17 protein-coding genes are annotated in these 23,002 nt (G+C 61.5%); 4 read left to right on the top strand and 13 right to left on the bottom strand.

Annotated features, from left to right (window positions below; genetic code table 11):
• Positions 1 to 52: 52 nt before the first annotated feature.
• Positions 53 to 1,633 (bottom strand): quinohemoprotein amine dehydrogenase subunit alpha, encoded by a 1,581-nt coding sequence (gene peaA, locus AC07N4_RS27055; RefSeq protein ID WP_493066497.1) that lies wholly within the window; start codon positions 1,631 to 1,633, stop codon positions 53 to 55.
• Between the two features lie 371 nt (positions 1,634 to 2,004).
• Between peaA and AC07N4_RS27050 the strand changes: the two genes are divergently transcribed.
• Positions 2,005 to 3,945: an amidohydrolase gene (locus AC07N4_RS27050; RefSeq protein WP_493066496.1), complete on the top strand. Its 1,941-nt coding sequence runs from the start codon at positions 2,005 to 2,007 to the stop codon at positions 3,943 to 3,945.
• A gap of 49 nt (positions 3,946 to 3,994) precedes the next feature.
• Here AC07N4_RS27050 and AC07N4_RS27045 read toward each other — a convergent pair whose 3' ends face one another.
• On the bottom strand, positions 3,995 to 4,423 hold the full coding sequence (locus AC07N4_RS27045) for a hypothetical protein (protein WP_493066495.1): 429 nt from the start codon (positions 4,421 to 4,423) through the stop codon (positions 3,995 to 3,997).
• Between the two features lie 285 nt (positions 4,424 to 4,708).
• Here AC07N4_RS27045 and AC07N4_RS27040 point away from each other — a divergent pair, with 285 nt between their 5' ends.
• On the top strand, positions 4,709 to 6,199 hold the full coding sequence (locus tag AC07N4_RS27040; RefSeq protein WP_273540977.1) for an aldehyde dehydrogenase family protein: 1,491 nt from the start codon (positions 4,709 to 4,711) through the stop codon (positions 6,197 to 6,199).
• 185 nt (positions 6,200 to 6,384) lie between these two features.
• On the opposite strand, the gene qhpG is transcribed toward AC07N4_RS27040, so the two are convergent.
• From qhpG to AC07N4_RS27005, 7 genes are all read right to left on the bottom strand, one after another.
• Positions 6,385 to 7,686, bottom strand: a complete 1,302-nt coding sequence (qhpG, locus tag AC07N4_RS27035) for a flavin-dependent monooxygenase QhpG (RefSeq protein ID WP_493066494.1) — start codon at positions 7,684 to 7,686, stop codon at positions 6,385 to 6,387.
• Positions 7,683 to 8,360, bottom strand: coding sequence for a subtilisin-like serine protease QhpE (gene qhpE / locus AC07N4_RS27030; protein WP_096822108.1), 678 nt, complete (start codon positions 8,358 to 8,360; stop codon positions 7,683 to 7,685). The genes qhpG and qhpE overlap by 4 nt, the downstream gene beginning before the upstream one ends.
• Positions 8,350 to 10,068 carry an ABC transporter ATP-binding protein gene (locus tag AC07N4_RS27025; RefSeq protein WP_493066493.1) on the bottom strand — a complete coding sequence of 573 codons (1,719 nt, stop codon included), beginning with the start codon at positions 10,066 to 10,068 and terminating at the stop codon, positions 8,350 to 8,352. The genes qhpE and AC07N4_RS27025 overlap by 11 nt, the downstream gene beginning before the upstream one ends.
• Positions 10,068 to 11,972 (bottom strand): sigma-54-dependent Fis family transcriptional regulator, encoded by a 1,905-nt coding sequence (locus AC07N4_RS27020; RefSeq protein ID WP_493066492.1) that lies wholly within the window; start codon positions 11,970 to 11,972, stop codon positions 10,068 to 10,070. Before AC07N4_RS27020 ends, AC07N4_RS27025 begins: the two co-directional genes overlap by 1 nt.
• A 117-nt stretch (positions 11,973 to 12,089) precedes the next feature.
• On the bottom strand, positions 12,090 to 13,115 hold the full coding sequence (locus AC07N4_RS27015; RefSeq protein WP_493066491.1) for a histone deacetylase family protein: 1,026 nt from the start codon (positions 13,113 to 13,115) through the stop codon (positions 12,090 to 12,092).
• Between the two features lie 3 nt (positions 13,116 to 13,118).
• Positions 13,119 to 14,357, bottom strand: a complete 1,239-nt coding sequence (locus AC07N4_RS27010; protein ID WP_493066490.1) for a Zn-dependent hydrolase — start codon at positions 14,355 to 14,357, stop codon at positions 13,119 to 13,121.
• Positions 14,358 to 14,379: 22 nt separating this feature from the next.
• On the bottom strand, positions 14,380 to 15,690 hold the full coding sequence (locus AC07N4_RS27005) for an MFS transporter (protein ID WP_493066489.1): 1,311 nt from the start codon (positions 15,688 to 15,690) through the stop codon (positions 14,380 to 14,382).
• A gap of 162 nt (positions 15,691 to 15,852) precedes the next feature.
• Here AC07N4_RS27005 and AC07N4_RS27000 point away from each other — a divergent pair, with 162 nt between their 5' ends.
• Complete coding sequence (locus tag AC07N4_RS27000) at positions 15,853 to 16,788, top strand: LysR family transcriptional regulator (protein ID WP_064381135.1); 936 nt, start codon at positions 15,853 to 15,855, stop codon at positions 16,786 to 16,788.
• Here AC07N4_RS27000 and AC07N4_RS26995 read toward each other — a convergent pair.
• Genes AC07N4_RS26995 through AC07N4_RS26985 form a run of 3 tightly spaced genes read right to left on the bottom strand, consistent with a single transcriptional unit; the run spans position 16,782 to position 19,761 of the window.
• Positions 16,782 to 17,711: a 2-hydroxyacid dehydrogenase gene (locus AC07N4_RS26995; RefSeq protein WP_493066488.1), complete on the bottom strand. Its 930-nt coding sequence runs from the start codon at positions 17,709 to 17,711 to the stop codon at positions 16,782 to 16,784. The genes AC07N4_RS27000 and AC07N4_RS26995 overlap by 7 nt on opposite strands.
• Complete coding sequence (locus AC07N4_RS26990; protein ID WP_096822115.1) at positions 17,708 to 18,463, bottom strand: class II aldolase/adducin family protein; 756 nt, start codon at positions 18,461 to 18,463, stop codon at positions 17,708 to 17,710. The genes AC07N4_RS26995 and AC07N4_RS26990 overlap by 4 nt, the downstream gene beginning before the upstream one ends.
• Positions 18,460 to 19,761, bottom strand: a complete 1,302-nt coding sequence (locus AC07N4_RS26985) for an MFS transporter (RefSeq protein ID WP_493066487.1) — start codon at positions 19,759 to 19,761, stop codon at positions 18,460 to 18,462. Before AC07N4_RS26985 ends, AC07N4_RS26990 begins: the two co-directional genes overlap by 4 nt.
• Positions 19,762 to 19,905: 144 nt before the next feature.
• Here AC07N4_RS26985 and AC07N4_RS26980 point away from each other — a divergent pair, with 144 nt between their 5' ends.
• Positions 19,906 to 20,865: a LysR family transcriptional regulator gene (locus AC07N4_RS26980; protein WP_493066486.1), complete on the top strand. Its 960-nt coding sequence runs from the start codon at positions 19,906 to 19,908 to the stop codon at positions 20,863 to 20,865.
• Positions 20,866 to 20,877: 12 nt separating this feature from the next.
• On the opposite strand, the gene mrdA is transcribed toward AC07N4_RS26980, so the two are convergent.
• Positions 20,878 to 22,770 carry a penicillin-binding protein 2 gene (gene mrdA, locus AC07N4_RS26975; protein ID WP_096822118.1) on the bottom strand — a complete coding sequence of 631 codons (1,893 nt, stop codon included), beginning with the start codon at positions 22,768 to 22,770 and terminating at the stop codon, positions 20,878 to 20,880.
• Between the last annotated feature and the right edge of the window lie 232 nt (positions 22,771 to 23,002).

Genomic DNA, 23,002 nt, shown 5'->3' with positions numbered 1-23,002 from the left:
ATTCCGAAAAGTGTCTGAATCGCTGTCGCTCAGCACAACTCACGTTTCAACATCAGGGAATGGGTGGATTGTTCCAGCGTTGCACGGTGACGATCAGATGGCCTTCGCCGGTCAGGGATTTCCCTGCGTCGTCGACGGCGGCGATCACCTTGAGGTTACCGGCATTGTTGGTGGACATCTTGCGTGCCGGATTCGGCCCGGCATCGCCTGGGGTGAACACGCCCGCGTCGGCCTGCATGGTGCCGGCGAACTTGACGTCTTCATCCTCTTTGGCGCGCTCGTCGAAGGCTTCGACTTTCCATTGCGCCGGGAACACGCCGATGCGATACGGCTTGCCGTCGGCGCCCTTGCCCCAGGCTTCGGCATCGAAGCGACCCTGGACTTTCGGCGTCGAACCGCCGCCCTCGCCGATCCGTGCCACCGAGAATTCCGGCACCACTTTGACCGAGGCAATCGTGCTGTACACCGACAGGCTCGGGCCTTTCAGGTTGCCGACGCTGACCGCGCGCAAGCCCGGCTGGGCATTGGCCGCGGCTTTGACTTTGACTTTGATCCGGTCGGCGTTCTGCTCGACCACTTCGACCACGTCCACGCCTTTGCCGAAGTCCGGTTTGCCGCTCAGACCGCTACCGACCAGCGTCACTTCGGTTTCGCTGCCGGCCTTCACATAACCCGGCTGCACCGCCAGCAAGCGCTGGGAACCCTGTTTGGCGGCAACGAAGTCGAGGCCGCGCTCATCGTGCTCGGCCTCGAACATCCGGCCCTGCATGGCGTTGCCTTGTGCGGCGAACACCTGACGCATGGTCACGCCATCGACAGTCACGTTGCCGCGCCATTCGTAGCCGCTGTAGAGGATCGCGTTGCCGTCACCGTTGAACGGGCTGCCATCGGCGTACTGACCTTTGACGGCAACCTTGAAGGTGTCGCTGCCATCGGCCGTAACGCTCATGATGCCGGCCAGTTCACCCTTGCCCGGCAAGTGGCCGCTGAAGCTCCAGTCGCCGACCAGTGCCTCGGCCTTCGGTCTGGTTTTGATCCAGGCCTGCCACGCCGGGTTGTCCAGCGGATAACGCTTGGCCAGCAGCGGGACCATTTCCTTGCGGGCGATATCGAACCAGTCGCGATCGCGAGCCAGCGCCTGATACTCCAGCGACGGCCACTGGCCGAGGTGGAAATTCACCAGGCGTTCCCATTCTTGAGCCGGACGCCGTTGCAGGGCGATCCGTGCACCTGAGTGGCAGCGGCCGCACATCTGCGCGGTTTTCTCGTCGAACTGCTCGACGGTGTTCAGCCGTCGTTCCAGCGCGTAACGCACGCCATCGGTTTCGCTCGGCGCCAGGCCCTGGGTGTCGGCCAGGTATTTGACCAGCGTACGACGGTCTTCATCGCTGATCTGCAAACCGTGCATGGTCTGCATGCGGGCAATGCTCATCAACCAGCCTTCCGGGGTCTTGCGCTGGTGGCTGATGCGGCTCAACCGGTCGCCGGCTTCAGGGGTGTGACAGCCCTGGCAGGTTTCCTTGAGGATGGTCTGGGCGTCGCGGGCTGCCAGGCTGTGGGGTGAATGCAGGGCCACGCAAGCGGCCACGGCCAGCAGACTGGCGCTCATGCCTGATCGGAGTTTTCTCTTCATCAACGTCGAACCTCGCACGGTGCTTTCTTATTGTTGTGGCTTATCGTTTTTATGGTTTCTGCCGTTCGCGGCGATGCACGAACGGAGGCAAGCGAAACGTCTGAGGTGAGCAATACACGGAGCGTGCCAGCTTGCCGATAAGCTGTTCAATCAAGCAGTTACGCGTTCATCAAGGTGTCGCGCCAATCTTTGCGTGGCCTCCCGGCGTCCAATTTCGCGACAGCTGTTGCAGTCTGAGACAAGCACAGTTGCAGCGCCCAAAGCCGGGTGGCCGACGACTGACCGTCCGATATCAAAGTGCCTGCTACGCTTGCTGTTCGCACACTCCGTGCGTCACGCCTCAAACCACCGAAAACCTGAGGAATGGAATCATGGGATCACATGGACAGGGTCAAGGCTGCACCCATTGCGGCTGCGAAAACCCGGTATGGAATACACTCAGACACACCGTCGACCTTAAAGCCTTCGCAGGCAAGGTTGCGGGACTGCTACCGGAACCCGGCAGCGAATCGTTGATCTTCACCGGCGGCACCATCTACCCCCTGAAAAACGGCAACATGGATGAACAGGTCGAAGCGCTGGGCATCCATGGAGGCGACGTGGTTGCCTCGGGCACCCTCGCCCATGTGCAGGAGCGCATGAAGGCCAAGGGCATCAAATACACAACGCGTTCGTTGGGCGATAAAACGCTGCTGCCGGGTCTGATCGAACCACACATGCACATCGTGCAGTCCTGCGTCATGGATGGATGGGTGAATCTGGGGCCGATCGACGAAGATACTCAGCAGCTGAACAAGCGTTATGACTGGGACACGCTGAAAGAAAAAATCTACGAAAATCTGCCGAAGGACAATACGAGCTGGCTCTTGGGACGGATGGTCGATCCGGCTCTCATGCCGTTCAAAGTAGTGCCTGACGGCAAGAACCAGCTCACCCGTTTCTATTGCAAAAGTGACTTCGATCCGCACGCCGACAACACTGGCAACCTCGACAGCATTCTCAAAGAAACCCCGTTGCTGATGATCAGCGCCTCGATGCACACCGTTTACCTGAATACACCTGCGTGCAAAGCCGTGTACTTCCACAACAACGCGGCCAGCCAGAAGCTGCGAGACAAATACAAGAGTTTCGACACGTTCCTTAAAGAGACCCAGGGCAACCTGCAGGAAGAGGCCGGCATCACACCAGCCCTGCTCTCGATACCGCTGGCTCAGGCGCTGGACGTGGTGAACATCTTCAAGTACATGAAAGACTACTTCGAGACCGCCTCCAAACGAGGCATCACCTTGTTGTATGACGCCATGGTCGACCCGGTATCCAAGGTGATTCTGGAAGCCTACGGCCTGACCCATCCGCGCAATGTTCGCGTCGGTTATGCGGCGGCCTGCAATGGTGTGGACTTCAGCAAAATCGAACCCTACAAACCGGTGACCAAGGAAGCGGCCCGGCTGTTTTATCAAGGCTCGGTAAAACTGATATCCGATGGCTCGAACCAGGGGCTGACGGGTTATCAGATCGACGATTACTGCTGCGAGGCCACATCGCCGAAAGGCAACTTCAACTTCTGTGACCCAAGCCCGGCCCCCCAGGACCCGACAACGCTCCCGACGGCTTATCAGACCACCCTGAACAATGCCATTGGCACTGGCTGGCCATTGATGATTCACGCAAACGGTGACCGCGCCATCGAATTCACCTTGCAGGCCTACAAAAATGCGTTGAACGGCCAGAGCGGCCTGGAAAAACGCCATCGCATCGAACACTGCTCAATGCTGACCAGTGACACTCTCGACCAAATGAAGGATCTGGGCATCTCTCCCAGCTTCCTGATCGGTCACGTCGGCTATTGGGGGTATGCGTTCGAACAGGCGATCTTCGAGAAAAAGGCCAGCCAGATGCTCGACCTGTGCCAGGACGCCCTGGACAGAGGCTTGCGCATCTCGTTGCACAGCGATTGCACCGTCACCCCGCTGGGGCCGTTGCGCTCAATGGAACAGGCCGTGACCCGCAAGATGGAAGGCATACGCAACCAGGACGGTACGTTTGTCAAAGAGGCAGCCCGACAACCGGTGCTCAACGAAGGCCAGTGCCTGACCCGTCAGCAAGCGCTGAAAGCCATCACCTATGACGCTGCGTGGCAGTGCCATGCGGATGCCTTTACCGGTTCGTTGCAGGATGGGCATTTCGCCGATTTCGTGATTCTCGAGAATAACCCCCTCGACGAACAATACCCGGCCAGCAAAATCCGCAAAATCGTCGTCTGCGAAACCTGGAAAGGTGGGCACAAGGTCTACGACAACCCTGACGTCTGACCGATGATCGCTCGACCCTGCGGTAAACAGGCCGCAGGGTCGGGTTCAATTACCGAGCAGCCGTCTCCGGGACAGGCTTGTCAACCCGCTGTCCCGTTTCGATATCGCGGACCTCGAAATCCCACCGACCGTATCCGGTCTTGCCATCAAGCCCATAGGTACGGCCCGCTGCAAGTTCCACGGTTCTTTCCACCGTCCCGGTATAGCTTTGCTGGGAAAGTTCTCTGCGTACCTCGATGCGATGGATGCCCGGGCCGATGAAGTATTGGGACTGCCGGCTCAACCAGAACCAGGTGCCTTTACCATCGACTCTGACGATCGTTAACGCCGGGTTGATCTGATTGATCGTGGCGATATCCGAAACAGGCTTGCCTTCTGCACTTTCATGGGTGAAGTGGATGCATCCCGACAGCGTCAGGCCCGCCAGCAAAAGCGCCGCAGAACGTAAAATGTTGCCAACTCGCATCAATGCCCCCACAGGCCTCTCAATAAAGCGGCATTAAATACGCTATCCCTTGATGAAATTCCACTTTGCCATCATTGATTGAAGGCCCGATGCTGCTGTCAGTCAGCGCCTCAAACCACTGGAAATCAGTATCTTGAGTCTCAGCCGCTGTCGCGAAATGCGACAACCTGAACTCCACAAAGCCCCCTTTTCCCCCTCCATCTCCTTGCACGGCGGGCCTGCGCAGCACGTTCGAGTATCTGGCACAGCCATTGCCAAGACCTGTTCAACGACAACGAACAACAAGAGGTCTTCACCATGCCCCTGCCCTATCTGCTTCCTGCCACCTCGGCTTTCATCCAGCGCCCGCCGCGCATGCTGATCGGTGGCGACTGGGTCGAAGCCGCCGACGGCCAGACCATGCCGCTGCACAACCCGGCCACTGGCGAAGTGTTGTGCGTGGTGCCTCGCGCCACCCCGGAAGATGTCGACCGCGCGGTGCTCGCCGCCCGGCAAGCCTTCGATGATTCGGCCTGGAGCCGCACCCGCCCGCGTGAGCGGCAGAACCTGTTGTGGAAACTCGCCGACCTCATGCAGCGCGACGCCGAACAGCTGGCGCAACTCGAATGCCTGAACAACGGCAAGAGCGCGGCGGTGGCGCAAGTGATGGACGTACAACTGGCCATCGACTTCCTGCGTTACATGGCCGGCTGGGCGACCAAGATCGAGGGTTCCAGCGTCGAGGTGTCGCTGCCGCTGATGCCTGGCGATCAGTTCCACAGTTTCATTCGCCGCGAAGCGGTGGGCGTGGTCGGCGCCATCGTCGCCTGGAATTTTCCGCTGCTGCTGGCCTGCTGGAAACTCGGCCCCGCGCTGGCCACCGGTTGCACCGTGGTGCTCAAACCGGCCGACGAAACCCCGCTGACCGCGCTGAAACTGGCAGAGCTGGTGCTGGAGGCGGGTTACCCGGAAGGCGTGTTCAACGTGGTCACCGGCACCGGCATCACGGCCGGTTCCGCCCTGACTCACAACCCTTTGGTCGACAAACTGACCTTCACCGGCTCCACCGCCGTCGGCAAGCAAATCGGCAAGATCGCCATGGACTCGATGACCCGCGTCACCCTGGAACTGGGCGGCAAATCGCCGACCATCGTCATGGCCGACGCCGACCTGAAAACCGCTGCGGCGGGTGCGGCCAGTGCGATTTTCTTCAACCAGGGCCAGGTCTGCTGCGCAGGCTCCAGGCTGTACGTGCAACGCAAGCATTTCGACAATGTGGTGGCCGACATCAGCGACATCGCCAATGCCATGAAACTCGGCAACGGACTCGACCCGAGCATCGATATGGGCCCACTGATTTCCGCGCGCCAGCAGGAGCGTGTCTATCGCTACATCGAAATGGGCCGGGAAAGCGGCGCGACCATCGCCTGCGGCGGCGAGCAGTTCGGGCCGGGGTTCTTCGTCAAACCGACGGTGATTGTCGATGTCGATCAGCAACACTCGCTGGTGCAGGAGGAAATCTTCGGGCCGGTGCTGGTGGCGATTCCGTTCGATGACGAAGCCGATGCACTGCGCATGGCCAATGACAGCCCTTACGGCTTGGGCGCGAGCATCTGGTCGAACGACCTGGCGGCGGTGCACCGGATGATTCCACGGATCAAATCGGGGTCGGTGTGGGTCAACTGCCACAGCGCGCTGGATCCGGCGCTGCCGTTTGGCGGCTACAAGATGTCCGGGGTCGGACGCGAGATGGGGTATGCGGCGATCGAGCATTACACCGAGTTGAAGTCGGTGTTGATCAAGTTGTAGTAGATCAAGATCAAAAACCCACCCTCACCCCAACCCTCTCCCGGGGGGAGAGGGAGCAGACCGAAGTGTGCTGAGCGTTACATCGACCTGAAAGAATGGGTCGATTATGGATTCAAAACCGAGCACTCCGGTCGGCGTCACTTTTCAATATCCCCCAATCAGTCCCCTCTCCCCCTGGGAGAGGGTTAGGGTGAGGGCCGGTATCCCTGACTCAACAACCATCCTCTGATCACACGGCCCTGCTCTTCACTCAACCCCGCCAACACCCGATCCGCCGGCTCATCACGCAAGCGCCGCACCAGCGGAGCCAGCTCCACACCTTGCACATGCCAGATCCCCATCGGCTGATCCGCCGTGATCACCACCTCGGCCTCATCGACAAAACCGTCACGCAGCACCGGCATCCGTTCGATCCGCAACGCGGCAAAATCCGCCGCTGCATGGGCCATTTCAGCGTCAGGCCACTGCCGCCGCGCCTGCCAAAATGGTTGATCGAACCAACGCTGTTCATCGGCATAGAAGTCCCGACCGATTCGCGCAAAGCGCAGGAACAATTGCTCCACTCGCTGACAGTGAAAACGCTGAGCCAGTGCTGCCCGTTCCGGTTTGCGCAACAGCGTGTTGATCACCACCGGCGCCTGCAACGCCGAGGACAGCGACTGAAAAATCCCGTTGCCGGACAGCGGGTCCACCGCCATCGCCGCATCGCCGACGCGAATCCAGTTTTCACCGCAAACCTGTGGCGCGAGAATCGCCGTGCTGCTGCGAGCGTGCAGTTGCAACTCCGACTCCACGCCGCCAGCAAAGAACGCTTGAGCAAAATCCGAAGCCTGACGCCGCGCGCGGCAGTGATCGAGCAACTGCGCCTTGCCTGGCAACCCGGCGCTGGCCACGTCCACGGTCCATTGCCAATAACATTGGCCGTCGTCCCGCCGGGCCATCCACGCCCAGCCGTCTTCAAGACTTTCCACGGCGCTGGCCGTCACACCCGACGCACCTTGCCAGCGATTGAGCAGGCTGACCGTCTCTGGCCCGCGCAAGCCTTTGCCGGACGCCGGCGCCTGCCGCCCCCGGGCTTCCACCAGAAAATCCGCCGCCAGCCTCTGTCCGCCATCGAGTTCTACCTGATGGCCGTCGGCCGAGGACTGAACATTGAGGATTCGCCCTTCAATCACCTCGACCCCGGCGACCCGCAGATCTTCACGCAAACCACGATCAAAGGCCGGGCGATCCAGCAGACACTCGATGTTCTGCGCATGCTGCTGGCCGTTCCACGCAACCTGCCGCTGGGACGGCAACCTAGCGTTCGCCAACCCGTGATTCAATCCCGCGCTGCGCAACGCCTCCAGCACCCGCTGCGAGACGCCTTCGAGCGCCGCAAACCGCCGCCATTCGCTGACCAGCGTCACGGCGTAACCCAAACGCCGAAGTCCCAACGCCACCGCCGCGCCAGCCGGCCCGGCACCGAGAATCAGGATCGCAGTCATGGGCCGAGACGCCGCTCAGGGCCGCGATAACGAGCGTGCTGTTTTAGCCAATCGATCACTTCAGCGTTGCTCGCCTGCGGATGCTCCAGCAGATAGCCGGCGATGTGACCGCTCAACGCTGCACAGCCCAGGCTTGCCCCGGACTGCCCCGGATAGGTGCCATGCACACACGCGGCAAAATCCGCCTGCGCACTGTCGAGCCATGACCATTGTTCATCGGTGCAACGGGCATCGCCGGTCACCCGCAGCACTTGCGGATAACTCGCCGGAAACACCGCTGCGCCCTGCGCCGGACTCGACGCACACAACAGAACACCACGGGCCACCGCCGCTGCGCAGGCCTCGCGCAACAGGCTGCGATCCTGACGCAAACCCAGGCTCAGATTGATCAGTCGTACGTCCTGCGCGACCAGCCAATCGATGGCCGCAGAAATCTGCAAGGCACTGGTGACGCCGCGCTGATCGAACACCTGGGCCACACACATCTGCGCGGCGGGTGCGCGGCGGCTGATCGCCTCGATCACCGCACTGCCATGGCCAAGCGGATCGTCGCGCAGATCCGATTCCGCCAGTCCGTCCTCCAGCAACGAGAAACGCCGCCCGGCAATCACCTGCACCCGTTGCGCCGCCGAGTGTCCGCTGTCGACCACACCGATACGCAATTCAGGCTTCATGCAGCACCGTTTTCGAAATGAGTACACCGTCGAGCAACTCGAAACGCAGGTCGGCATCGGCCAGGGTCGACGGACGATGGCTGATCAGAATCCGTGTGCGCCCGGCAAACAGTCGGTCGATGGCTTCAATCACCTCGCGCTCGGTCGCTTCGTCGACGGCCGAAGTGGCTTCGTCGAGCACCAGAATCAACGGATCCTGCAACAGCGCCCGGGCAATCGCGATGCGCTGTTTCTGCCCACCGGACAATTGCTGACCGCGCTCGCCCAATGGGCTGTCGAGGCCTTCGGGCAGCGAGGCGATCAGGCTGTCGAGTTGCGCCAACCGTGCAACCTCGGCGATGGCTTCGCGGCTGGCGTCCGGCACCGCGTAAGCCAGGTTGTCGGCGAGGCTGCCGCGAAACAGCACGATGTCCTGACTGACCACGGCGATACGTCGGCGCAGCTCGAACAGTTCAAGTTCACGCAGATCCACCTCACCGAGCAGCACTCGCCCGGACTGCGGATCGTGATGCCGTTGCAGCAGGTCGATCAGCGTTGATTTGCCGACGCCGGATCCGCCGCTCAAGGCGACTTTCAAACCGTAGGGAATCGTCGCCTCGATGCCGCTCAACGTGCTCGGACGACCCGGATGGCTGAAGTGCACCGCGTCAAAACGCAACTCACCCGAAGTTGGAAACGGCTTCGGCATGGCTGGAGAAAACACCGTGGGCTCTTCGCCGCGCAACTCCATGACCCGCCCCAGACTGACGGTCATGCGCTGGATCGCCACGTACAACCCCAACAGGCTCTGCACCGGCCCGACCGCCATCCCCAGATAAGTGGAAAACGCGATCAGCGCACCGAGTTGCCAAGTGCCCTGCACCACCCAATAACCACCGATCAAAAACGCGCAGGCACGGGACAGCGACGTCAACGTGCCGGGCACAGCCTGGGTAAAAAACTCGGTGACTTGCAGGCGCAGCAACTGGTTCATGTAGCCCTGCCCGAGGCTTTCCAGACGCCGTGCTTCACGCTGCTGCTGGCCGGCGGACTGGATGAACTTCATCACCGGCAAGGTCTCGACCATGAACGACGACATGTCCGCCGAACGCTCGCGCAATTGCCGCACATCGCGCTCGACCTTGCGCCGCATCCAGCGCAGCCACAGCACGTCGAGCGGGATCAGCACCAGCGCCAGCAATGACAGTTTCCACGACAGCGTGAACAGCATCGCGATCGCCACCACCAGGCCGATCACACTCGATACCGCCGAGAACAACGAGTCCACGGCAAAGCGCTGAATCTCTGCCACATCGCCGTCGAGCCGCGACATCAGATCGCCGATCCGCCGCTGCCCGTAGAAACTCGGCGACAGTTTTTGCAGATGCCGATAAAGGTCGTCGCGCAGGGCAAACAGAATCCGCCCGGACAGCCGCGTGTGCAGATAGCGGTTGATCCCCGACAACGCCGTGCCGAGCAACCCGGCGATGATCATCAGCACCGCAATCAGCACCAGCATCGGGAAATTGCGCGCCAGCAGCCCGTCATCGATCAGCAGTTTGATCAGCCACGGCTGCACCAGCACCAGCAGCGACGCGCATACCGACAGACCGAGCAGGCCGGCAATCGCCAACCGCTGCGGCCGCACGAAACCGTACAACCAGCGCAACGCCGCTTGCAGCGCGGCGGGGTTCTGGCTGTCGATCAGCCGCACGAACAGGCGCTGCATCACGAGCGCAACTGTTTGAGTTTGCGATACAGGGTCGCGCGGCTGATACCGAGGGCGTCGGCGGCGGCCGAGACATTGCCCTGATGGGTGTCGAGGGACTGGCGGATCATCTCCAGTTCGTTTTCGCGAATGCTGCCGGTCTGGGGTTTCTCGGTGGCGCAGAGTTCGTCGAGCATGCTGTCGGGCAGGTGATCGAGGGTCAGCACGGTTTCCCCCGGCTCGCGCATGGCCAGGGCGGTGCGCAGGACCATCTCCAGTTGGCGAATGTTGCCCGGCCAGTGATACGCGCCGAGCAGGCGATTGAGGTCGTCGTGCAGAACAGCATTCGGCGCATCGAGTTTGCTCAGCAGCCGAGCGACCAGCGCGCTGAAGTCATCGCGCTCGCGCAGGGCCGGGAGCATCACGCTGATGCCGTTGACCCGGTAGAACAGATCCTCGCGAAATTGCTTGTCCTCGACCTGACGCTTGAGGTCGCGGTGGGTGGCGCAGATGAGCGCGACGTCGATGTCCTGCTCTTCCCCGGCACCCAGCGGCGCGACCTTACGATCCTGCAAAACTCGCAGCAAACGCGCCTGCAAGGCCAGCGGCATGTCGCCGATTTCATCAAGGAACAACGTGCCGCCGTGGGCCTGTTGCAGGCGTCCGATCATGCCGCCACGGCGCGATCCGGTGAACGCGCCTTCGCGGTAGCCGAACAGTTCTGACTCGATCAGGCCTTCGGGAATCGCCGCGCAGTTCACGGCCACAAAGGGTTTGTCGCTACGGCTGCCGGCCAGGTGCAGGGCACGGGCGATCACCTCTTTACCGGTGCCGGTTTCGCCGAGCAACAGCACCGGCAGCTCATTGGCCAGACCTTGGCGAGCCATGCGCAGGGCGCGGGCGTAGCGGGCATTGTTGCCGGCCAGTGCTTCCAGATCCGGTTGCGGTTTGGCGGTTTTCGCCACGCTGCGTGGCGGGCCGCCGAGGTTGACCGAGCGCGCCGGGGCCCGTAGGGTCTTGTAGAAAAACTCGCCCTTGGCAGTCTGCACACTGCCGACGCCGCCCTGTTGCAGACGGGTCAGCAATTGCACGCCATCGACCCCGAGAAACTCTTCGCAGCGCTTGCCAACCAATGTCGAACGCTCGGCCCGCAACAACTGGCAGGCCTGGGCACTGACCGCCAGAATCTGCCCGCCGAGACTGACCGCCAACAAGCCTTGCCACGGCGACTCCAGATACTGCCGGCGACTGTGGAAGGCGAGGACAATCTGATCGGGAAAACTGTTGTTGAACACCCGGCTCTCGATCTGGCTGACCGCCATGCTCAGCAGCGCGGTACTGTCATGGACGCGGCCGAGAGGGCCTTCGCGGGTCAGGTCGAGGACGCCGAGAATTTCGCCCTGGGGGCAATGGATAGGCACCGAGGTGCAGGAAAAATCAGTGAGGCGGTCGAGGTAATGTTCGCCGCAATCGATCAGCGTGGGCCGCGCTTCCACCAGTGCCGTGCCGAGGGCGTTGGTGCCACGGGCGGCTTCGCTCCAGCAGGCGCCGAGGGTGATGTCTTGCAAACCGCTGCCCTTGAGCCGATCGGCACGCCCTTCGACGGCGAGGATGGTGGCGTCGGAATTGGCGAGGATGATCAGACCTTCCTTGCCCTGACGCTCGGCCAGGTAATCGATGGCCGGTATCGCCGCATCGATCAGCAGGCGATTGCTCGCCAGCAAGACATCGAGACTCGCGCTCGATTCCAGCGCCAGCTCATGCTTGCCATTGAAATGCACGCCGTGGCTCAGGCTGCGCCGCCACGAAGCATCGATCTCCGCACGCAACACGCCATCCGGGACCTGCCCTTCGAGATGGAGTTTTTCCCGGGCCAGCCGGGCTTCGTGGTGAGACTTGGGATCGGTTGTTTTTATTAGAGTCATCAAGCGCTCCGGAGCGGTCCGCTTTGCGCTTTTTTACTTCAGCGCCCTGACGCCAATGTTTACGTTAACGTCAGGGCGATGGCAAGCACCACAGGGCACTTCATCAGGTGGATCGTCTCAGCGCTGCCACACCTCGCCATTCACGAAAAACGCCCGGGCGTTGTCTTCAAGACTTTCCAGGTGATAGCCGCCTTCCTGCACGATCAGGCATGGCAGGCCCAGGCTGCGGATCCGCTCACCCAATGCCGCAAAGCCTTCCCGGGTCACGGCGACTTTGCTTTGCGGGTCCAGCTCATAGATATCGAAGCCCAGCGACAGCACCAGCACCTCGGCGCCGAACTCGCGCACCGCGTTCAACGCGACGTCCAGTTGCCCAAGGAAATCCGCTTCGCTTGATCCATGGGCCATCGGCAAGTTGAGGTTGAAGCCCACCCCCGCGCCGCTGCCACGCTCGTCGGCAAACCCGGCGACACCCGGATAGAAATTGGTCGGATCGCCATGCACCGAGACGTAGAGCACGTCATCACGGTCGTAGAAAATCTCCTGAATGCCCTGGCCGTGGTGCATGTCGGTGTCGAGCACCGCGACTTTGCCGAATTTGTCGCGCAGCACCTGAGCCGCCACCGCCGCGTTGTTCACGTAGCAGAAACCACCCGCCGCTTCGGCCCGGGCATGATGCCCCGGCGGACGGCACAAGGCGTAGGCCGCCGGCTCACCATTGATCAACGCCTGAGCCCCGGCCACTGCGCTTTGCGCCGACCAATAAGCCGAGCGCCAGGTCTGTTCGCCTACCGGGCAACTGCCATCCGCCAGATAGCGCGCAGCCTGGGCGAGGATGCCGCGCAAGGCGTTGGGCTCGCGAACGAAGATGTTCGACATCACCTCGTCGCCCCAGTCTTCCGGGATTTCTTTCCAGCGTGCGTGCGCTTCCTGAAGAAAGGTCAGATACGGCGCGCCATGCACCGCCAGCAACGGTGCGAGGCCGGCATCGGCGGGCTGCTCGACGCTGAAACCCAGACCGTGAGCGGCCTGCACCAGACGTTGCGCACGCTCGGGGACCTCCTGCGGAGTACGCATTTGCCCACGGGAGTAATAGCTGCGTGGATGGTGGAGCAATTGTTCGGGGTGGAAAAAACTGCGCATGGTTCAGATTCCCTGTTCGATTCGACCGGCGCGGGCCAGCACGGCGTTGAGCAATACATCGGTGCCCTGCTTCGCGTCTTCGGGCAACACGTCTTCGGCTTCGTTGTGGCTCAGGCCGCCAACGCACGGGATGAACACCATCGCCGTCGGGCAGTAGCGCGCGAGATGAATGGCGTCATGCCCGGCGCCGCTGACAATCGACTGCTGAGCGTAGCCCAGCGCATCCACCGCTTCTTGCACGGCTGCCACGCATTCGGCGTCGAACGGCGTGGCCGGACTGATCCAGTGCGGGGTGATCGTCAGGTTCAGGCCTCGGCCATCGGCGATGGCCTGCAACCGGGCGCGGACTTGTTGCTCCATGGCGGCGATAGCGTCGTCGCGGTGATGACGCAGATCGACGGTGAAATTCACCAACCCCGGAATGGTGTTGCGCGACGACTTGTTGATGCTCAGTTCGCCCACCGTGGTCAGGCCTTCGGGGGCAAAATCTGCTGCCAAACCCTCAATCGCCTGAATCATCCGCGCCACGCCGTACAGCGCGTCTTTGCGCAGCGGCATCGGCGTGGTGCCGGCGTGGGCGGCCATGCCTTCGACACGCACATCGAGCCAACGGATCGCCTGACCGCCCGTGACCACACCGATGCTTTTGGCGTTGTCTTCGAGGATCGGCCCTTGCTCGATATGCGCTTCAAAATAGGCATCCACCGCGCCGCCCAACGGACGCTCACCGGCGTAACCGGTACGCTGCAAGGCCTCGGCAACGCTGATGCCATCGACATCGCGCACCGCCAGCGCGGCGTTCAGCTCCATGATCCCGGTGAACACTGCCGAGCCGAACATGGCCGGGGTGAAGCGCGCACCTTCTTCGTTGGTCCACACCGCCACTTCCAGCGGTTTGCGAGTCTGGATGTTCAGGTCGTTGAGGCAACGCACCACTTCCAGCCCGGCGAGCACGCCGTAGACGCCGTCGAAACGCCCGCCTTCGGGCTGGGTGTCGAGGTGGCTGCCCATCATCACCGGTGCAGCGTCCGGATCGGTGCCAGCGCGGCGAGCGAACAGGTTGCCGATGGCGTCCACGCTCAAGGTCATGCCGGCTTCCCGGCACCAGTGGGCGAACAGTTCGCGGCCGGCCTTGTCTTCGTCGCTCAATGCCAGGCGGCAGCTACCGCCACGAGCGGTAGCGCCGATTTCGGCCATGGCCATCAGGCTCGCCCACAGGCGTTCGCCATTGATTTTCAACATGAGGTTCTCCTGAAATTCCGGGTTAGGCGCGGGCCATTTCCGCGCGATGGGCGCTGGCGTGACGACGGGCGAGGGACAGCACGCAGATCAGCGAAATGCCGGCGATCAGGCTGTAGAACACCGCCATCGGCCACCATTGCCCGGTGAACCTGTGCGCCAGCAGCGTGCCGATCAACGGCGTCAGCCCACCGGCCACCGCGCCGCAGATCTGATAGGCGAGCGAGATTGCGGTGTAGCGCACGCGGGTCTCGAACATGCCGCTGACGTAACCGGCGATCACCGCGTAGAACGAGGCCATGCATACCACCGCCAGCGCGATGCCGAGGATGATCAGCGGCGCCTGGGCCGAACTGACCAGCACAAACATCGGATATGGCGAGGCCATCGCCAGCAACGACACGAGACACAGGAAACGCGTCGCGCCGATCTTCTCCGCCGTCCACGCGGCCAGCGGTTGAATGCAGAACTGGATGATCGCGACGAAGAACAGGCATTCGAGAATCAGCGAACGTGGCAGCGCCAGTTGCTGAGTGGTGTAGGCGATCATGAAGGTGTTGGTGAAATACACCCCGGCAATGCCCAGCGTGTTGGCGCCGATGCACAGCAACAGCGGACGCCACGCGGTGCGCAGGACTTCCATTACCGGCGCCTGCTCTTTCTTGATTTGCTTGCTGGCCTGCTCGCGGCTGGCGAGGAATTCCGGCGACTCGTTCACGCCCAGGCGAATCGCCAGACCGACCAGCAGCAACAACGCACTGGCGAGGAACGGCAGACGCCAGCCCCAGCTCATCAAGTCGTCTTCCGGCAAACGGGTCACGGCACTGAAGGCCAGCAGCGACAGGATCAAACCTGCCGGGCTGCCCAGTTGCGCAAACGACGCGAAGAAATTGCGTCGGCCCTTCGGCGCATGCTCGCCGGCCATCAACACCGCCCCGCCCCACTCGCCACCGACGGCGATGCCCTGGACGATGCGCAGCAGAATCAGCAGCACTGGTGCGGTTGCGCCGATCTGCGCATAAGTCGGCAACAGGCCGATGCACACCGTGACCACGCCCATCATCAACAGCGTGATGATCAGGGATTTCTTGCGGCCGATGCGATCGCCGATATGACCGAAGATGATCCCGCCCAACGGCCGGGCAAAGAAGCCCACGGCGAAGGTGCCGAACGCAGCCATGGTGCTGAACAGTGGATCGTCGGAAGGAAAGAACAGCGCACCGAAGACCAGTGCGGCGGCGGTGGCGTAAATGTAAAAGTCGTACCACTCGATCATGGTGCCGATGAAGGCAGCGGCGGCCGCACGGCGCGGCTGGTTCGAAGCGTGAGGCTTCATGGGTCGGGCTCCTTTGATTGTTTTTCTGGCAGGAGGGAAACGGTCGATCCGAGGCACTCTGACGGCGCCTGTCGTGGGGTGATTTATCGTCCCGGGGCTATGATTAGTCAATTTTCTATTTATTATTCCGACTATTACCTCACCTTATAATCGAGAGCCGCCATGGCCGAACGTGATGTGCAACGCCTGCTCAACGACCGCCTCGACTGGAACCTGCTGCGCACCTTCCGAGTGATCGGCCAGGAACTGAGCATCAGCCGCGCCGCCGCGCGCCTGCACCTGACGCAACCGGCGGTGAGCCAGGCGCTCAAGCGTCTTGAGGAACAACTGGGTCGCCAGTTGATCGCCCGACGCGGCCCGCGATTTGCCCTTACCGAAGTCGGCGAGCAGATCTTCGAACTGGCGGGCGAGATCTACGGGCAGATGTCCCAGGTCAGCAGCCTGCTGGAACAACCGGCCGACGAAGTGATCGGCAAGGTCAGATTGCTCATCATCAGCCGGATCTTTTCCGAGCGTTTCGATGATTTCCTCGCTGACTTCCACCGGCAGTATCCACGGGTCGATCTGGAGGTTGATGTGATGCGCAGTTCGGACATCGTCAGCGCTCTTCAGGAGAAAACCGCGACCCTCGGCCTGAGCCTCAATCGCCGCCCGCAACCGCGTCTGGAACAGCGCCTGTTCCTGCGTCAGCGCTATGCATTTTTCTGTGGCAAGCACCACGCGCTGTTCGGTCGACAGGACATTGGCGAAGGCGATTTGCAGCGGGAGAATTTCGTCAGTTTTACCAGTGATCAGATTGGCGGGATGCTCTCGCCGCTGACAATTTTTCGTGATCAGCAAGGTTTCAGCGGACGCATCGTTGCCTCATCGCCAAGCCTGGAGGAAGTGCGCCGACTGGTGATCGCCGGGTTCGGTATCGGTTGTTTGCCGGAGCACGTGGTGGCGGCGGACGTCGAGGCCGGATTGCTCTGGCGCCTGCCGCCTCACGAGGGCATTGCCGACGTCGACATTCATCTGCTGTGGAACCGCGAGCAGCGCATGAGCCGTGCCGAAACGCTGTTCATCGAGCGCTTGCAGGCCTGCCTGGCGGATCAATAACCGAGCAGTCGATCCGCGCTGTTGATCAGAGGTTCACCAGCATTCAAACGGCGGAAGTTCTCGGCAATCTGCTCGGCGATGCAATCGTGGGATGCCGCCGAAGCCATGTGCGGGGTGATGGTCACGCCCGGCGTTTTCCACAGCGGATGATCGGCGGGCAGCGGTTCCTGCTCGAAGACATCGAGCAGCGCACCGCGCAGTTTTCCACGGGCCAGGGCCTGTTGCAGATCGTCGATGTTCAGATGCCCACCGCGCCCGACGTTGACCAGCGCCGCGCCGTGGGCCAGTCGTTCGAAGGTCTGGCGATTGAGGATGCCGCGAGTCTCGTGAGTCAGCGGCAACAGATTGATCAGCAATTCCACACCGTCGAGAAACGGGTTGAAAGCATCGGTGCCGGCAAAGGTCTGCACGCCCGGCAAATCCTTGCTGCTGCGCGCCCAGCCACGTACGTCGTAACCAGCGGCGGCCAGGTCTTGGGCAATCGCGCTGCCGAGTGAACCGAGCCCCATCACACCGATCCGGAATTCATGGGCCGGGCGTTGCAACGGTCGCTCCCAATGCTGTTGACGCTGTTGCTCAAGCACTTGATCGAAGCCGCGATGATAGTGAATCACCGCCCAGCGCACGTACTCGGTCATGCCTTGGCGATGGCCGGGATCGACCACCCGGCACACCGGCAAATCGGGGCACGACGGATCGTGCTCCAAATGATCGATGCCGGCGGCGACCGAGTGAATCACTTGCAGATTGGGCAACGCGGCAAGGCTGCCCGGCAGCGGAAACCAGCACGCCGCGATCTGCGCATTCGCCGCTTGGGGATCGTCGGCCAGCACCGCTGAGAGCTGCGGCGCGCGGCGGGCAAAGGCTTCCTGCAATTGTTTGAGCAACAGCGTGTCGCGTGACATCAGTGCAACGGTGTTCATGACAGATAGGACTCGCGCTGGGATTCGATCAGGGTCAAGGCAGCCTCCCAGGCCAGGTCGATGATGTTGTCCTGCTCGTCGCGGTCAAACTGCTCGGCGGTGTGGGCGCAGACTTCCGGCGACGGGTAATGCAGCTCGCAACCGCCGGCCAGTGCTTGCACTTGCGCCTGGCAGGCACGCTCCAGGAAGTGGATTTCCTGAAACGCCTGGGCCACGCCGGAGCCACCAACCAGCAAGCCGTGATTGCGTAGAATCATCGCGCGATGCGGGCCGAGATCGGCGATCAAGCGCTCGCGCTCATCCAGCGACAACGCGATGCCTTCGTAGGTGTGATACGCCAGTTTTCCGTAGAACTTCAGCGCATGCTGACTGATCGGCAGCAGACCTTGCTTCTGCGCGGCGACGGCCATACCCGCAGCGGTGTGGGTGTGAATCACGCAGTTCAGATCCGGCCGCGCCATGTGGATAGCCGAGTGGATCACGAACCCGGCAGCGTTGACCCGATGCCCGGCGTATTCAGGGTCGACGATGCGCCCGTCCTGATCGATGCGCACCAGATCGGAGGCACGCATGCGGTCGAAGATCACCCCGTAGCGGTTGATCAGGAAATGATGCTCCGGCCCCGGAATCCGCAGGGTGATGTGGGTGTCGATCAGGTCGGTCATGCGAAAGTGCGCGATCAAGCGGTACAGCGCGGCGAGCTCGCAGCGGGCTTGCCATTCGATCGGGTCAATGTGGGCGGGTTTACTCACGAATACACCTCTTTGCTTGTGTGAAGAACAACCGGGTTGGCCCGCAGGCGTGCGAGGCCACAGACACCGATCAGCGACAGGGCGGACAGCAGCGTGAAGAACACCGCCAACGGCAGCCACTGCCCGGAAAACTTGCTGGCGAGCAGCGTGCCGATCAGCGGCGTGGTGCCGCCGGCCAAGGCGCAGCTCAACTGGTAGGCGATGGAAATGCCCGAGTAGCGCAGGTGCACCGGGAACGCCTGGGTCATGTACCCGGCGATCACCGCGTACAAAGCCGAGAGAATCACCACCGCGACGGCGATGCCGAGAGTCATCAGCAGGATGTTCTGAGTGCCAACCAGCAGGAACATCGGGTACGGCGTGACCATGCACAGCAACGCGACCAGCATCAGGAACCGCCCTTCGCCGATGCGCTCGGCGAGCAGCGCCGACAGCGGTTGCGAGAGCAATTGAATGACCGTCACCAGAAACAGGCAGTCGAGAATGGTCGCCCGCGGGATGCCCTGATATTGGGTGACGTAGGTGATCATGAAGGTGTTGGTGAAAAAGAATCCGGCCGAACCGATGGTCACGGCGGCGGCAGCGAACAGGATCTGTCGCCAGCACTGACGGATCACATCTTTCACCGGGTATTTGGCGGTTTCGTTGTTGTCCCTGGCTTTGGCGAACTCCGGCGATTCATGCACACCGGAACGGATCATCAAGCCGACCATCATCAGCACACCGCTGGCGAGAAACGGCAGACGCCAGCCCCAGGCGAGGAAGTCTTCCGGCGAAAGCGACGTCACCAGACGGAATGCAATCAACGCCAGCAGCAAACCCGCCGGGCTGCCGAGTTGGGCGAACGAGGCATAGAAGGTCTTGCGTTTGGCCGGCGCGTGTTCACTGGCCATCAATACCGCCCCGCCCCACTCGCCGCCGACGGAGATGCCCTGGATCAGGCGCAACACGATCAGCCCGATGGGTGCCCAGATGCCGACGCTGACATAACTCGGCAGCAGACCGATGCCAGCGGTGGCCAGGCCCATCAGCGCCATGGTCACCAGCAGCATTTTCTTGCGACCTAGGCGATCGCCCAGATGGCCGAACACCATGCCGGCCATCGGGCGGGCGATGAAGCCGACGGCGAAACTGCCGAACGCGGCGAGCGTGCTGGTCACCGGGTCGTTGCTGGGAAAGAACACTTGCCCGAGCACCAGTGCGGCGGCGGTGGCGTAGATGTAGAAATCGTAGAATTCGATGGTCGTGCCAATGAAGGCAGCGGCCGCGGCGCGACGCGGCTGAGCGGTGGTGTGCATGCAAGAACCCTGTGTATTTATAGTTTTGGGCAGGTGTCGAGGCGGCTGACGGTCGCGCTCTGTGGCGCTTGTGGGCTTTATCGCTTCCGTGACAGGATTAGTCAATTTTCAAAAACTTATCTTTACTATTAGCGTGGCTACTGCATGACTTCTTCCTCGAATCCTTGGATCGGCCGGCGTTTTCTCAATGACCGGCTGGACTGGAACCTGCTGCGCACGTATCTGGTGATCGGTCAGGAAGGCAGCATGAGCCGCGCCGCTGCGCGTCTGCACATCACCCAGTCGGCGGTCAGCCAGGCGTTGAAACGCCTCGAAGAACAACTGGATTGTGTGTTGATTGCGCGCTGCGGACGGCGCTTTGATCTGACGGAAACCGGAGAAGAAGTGCTGCGGATTGCGGCGGATATCTACGGCGATATTTCCCGTTTGGGCACCGTGGTCGAGAATCGTCATGACGACGTTGTCGGCAAGATCCGCATCCTCACCGTCAGTGGTGTGCAGGCTCGGCATTACGACGAGTTTCTTGCGGACTTCCACGAAACTCACCCGAAAATCGAGCTGGAAGTCGAGGTGATGGGCAGCTCGAACATCATCAGTTCACTGCTGCAAAAGACGGCTACGGTCGGCGTCGGACTGTGTCGTCTACCACAGCCTCGGTTGGAGCAGCGGGTCCTGTTTCGTGAGCGCTACGCGTACTTTTGCGGGCAACGGCATCGACTGTTCGGGCAGCAGAATCTGACGCTGGAGCAGTTGGCAGCTGAGAACTTTGTCAGCTTCACCAGCGATCAGCTTGGCGGCAATCTGTCGCCGTTGACGCTGTTTCGCGACCAGCAGGGGTTTACCGGCAAGATCGTCGCCTCTTCCACCAGTTTCGAAGAAATATACCGTCTGATCTGTGCGGGGTTCGGGATTGGTTGCTTGCCGATTCACCTGGTTCGACGGGATGTCGAACAGGGCTTGCTGTGGCGCTTGCCGCCGGAGGACGGGGTGGTGGATTTCGATATCCAGCTGCTGTGGAATCGCGAACAGAAGATGACTCAGGCTGAAACGGTGTTCCTCGACAGCTTCCAGCACATGCTCAGCCTGCGTGAGCCTGTGCTGTGAAGCTGTGGCGGATTACACGTGTGGATCGCCCGGTGCCTTGGTCGGCGCCGCGTATTGCGGCTTGAGGTGACCGTCCTGGTCGAGTAGCCAGGCATCCATGATCTGCCGCACCACGGGACCTGCGACTCGGCCACCGGCCTCGCCGTTTTCGATCATCACCGAGATGGCGATTTTCGGATGTTCGGCCGGGGCAAAACCGACGAACAAGGCGTTGTCACGATGGCGCTCGAGGGTTTTCTCGCGGTTGTAACGCTCGCCCTGCTTGATCGCCACCACCTGCGCGGTACCACTCTTGCCGGCGATGCGGTACTGAGCGCCGGCCGCCGCTGCCCGGGCGATACCCCGAGCATCATGCATCACCATCTGCATGCCGTGGTTGACCTGCTCCCAGTCGCGGGGGTCCTTGAGCAGGATGTTCGGCATCGGGTGCTCGTCCACCGGCGGTACACCGTCGACAGTCTTGGCCAGGTGCGGACGATTCCATACACCTTTGTTGGCGATCAGTGCCGTGGCCTGAGCCAGTTGCAGCGGCGTGACCTGCATGTAGCCCTGGCCGATGCCGAGGATCACCGTCTCACCGGGGAACCAGGCCTGACGTCGGGTGGCGCGCTTCCAGGCCTGGGAAGGCATCAGGCCGGGAGACTCTTCGAACATGTCCAGCGAGACTTTCTCGCCGAGGCCGAACATCGCCATGTAGTCGTGCAGGCGATCGATGCCGAGCTTGTGCGCCAGGTCGTAGAAGTAGGTGTCGTTGGAACGCATGATCGCCGCATCCATGTCCACCCAGCCGTCGCCACTGTGGTTCCAGTTGCGGTACTTGTGGTCGAAGTCCGGCAGTTGGTAGTAGCCAGGGTCGAAGACGCGGGTCTGAGGCGTGACCACGCCGGCGTCGAGTCCGGCAATCGCCACTTCAGGCTTGATCGTCGAACCGGGTGCGTACAGACCGCGCAGTACGCGGTTGAACAGCGGCCGGTCGATGGAGTCACGCAGCGCCGAGTATTCCTTGGAGCTGATACCGGTCACGAACAGGTTGGGGTCGAAGCTCGGGTTACTGACCATGGCCAGCACTTCGCCGGTCGATGGATCCAGTGCAACCACCGAACCACGACGATCACCCAATGCAGCTTCGGCGGCTTCCTGGAGCTTGATGTCGAGGCTCAGGACAATGTTTTTGCCGGGAATCGGATCGGTGTGTTTCAGGACCCGCAATACGCGGCCCTGAGCGTTGGTTTCCACTTCCTCGTATCCGACGTGGCCGTGCAGTTGCGGTTCGTAGAAGCGTTCGATGCCAGTCTTGCCGATGGACTGCGTGCCACGGTATTCGACCGAGTCGAGGGTCTTGGATTCTTTTTCGTTGATGCGTCCGACGTAGCCGATCGAGTGTGCGAAGTGCGCCCCGAGCGGATAGTTACGGACGAACTGCGGTTCGACATCCAGGCCCGGCAGGCGGAACTCGTTGACGGCGAGTACGGCGATCTGTTCTTCGGTCAACTCATAGAACAGCGTTACTGGTGTAAACGGGTGACGCGACTGCTTCATCGCCTTGTCGAACACTGTGCGATCTTCGGCTGGCAGGTGCAGGAGGCTGATGACTTCGTTCAGCTCCTGATTCACATCGGTGGCACGTTCGCGGGTGATGATCAGGTTGTAACTGGGACGGTTGTCGGCCAGCAGCACGCCATTGCGGTCGTAAATCAACCCGCGAGTTGGCGGGATTGGCAGGACATGGACGCGGTTGTTTTCGGAGATGGTCGAGTGGTAGTCGAATTCAACCACTTGCAGGATGTACAGGCGCACCACCAGGGCACAGCTGATCGCGAAGACGAACAAGGCACAGGCGACCAGCCTTTTGTTGACCAGACGCGTCTCTTTTTCGTGATCCTTGATGGGGATTGGTTCAGGCATTTCTGCAGCAACTCGTTGACAAAAAATTGAGCGCCGATCCTTGGGCGTGACATCAGTCCGTTAAAAAACGAGCTGCACCATACCAAAAACCGAGCGGTCATTTCAGAAGGATTTCCCCAATGGTTGCCATCGCGACGGTCGGAAGCCCTTTGAGCACTTTCCTGCGGGCAAAACAAAACCCCAACTGCTTTCGCAATTGGGGTTTCGGAATTTAATCTTGACGATGACCTAC

The sequence above is a fragment of the Pseudomonas sp. GW821-FHT09E04 genome (assembly GCF_059416185.1).
Note: the sequence above shows the minus strand (reverse complement) of the source record. Positions and strands in the feature narration are given on the sequence as shown.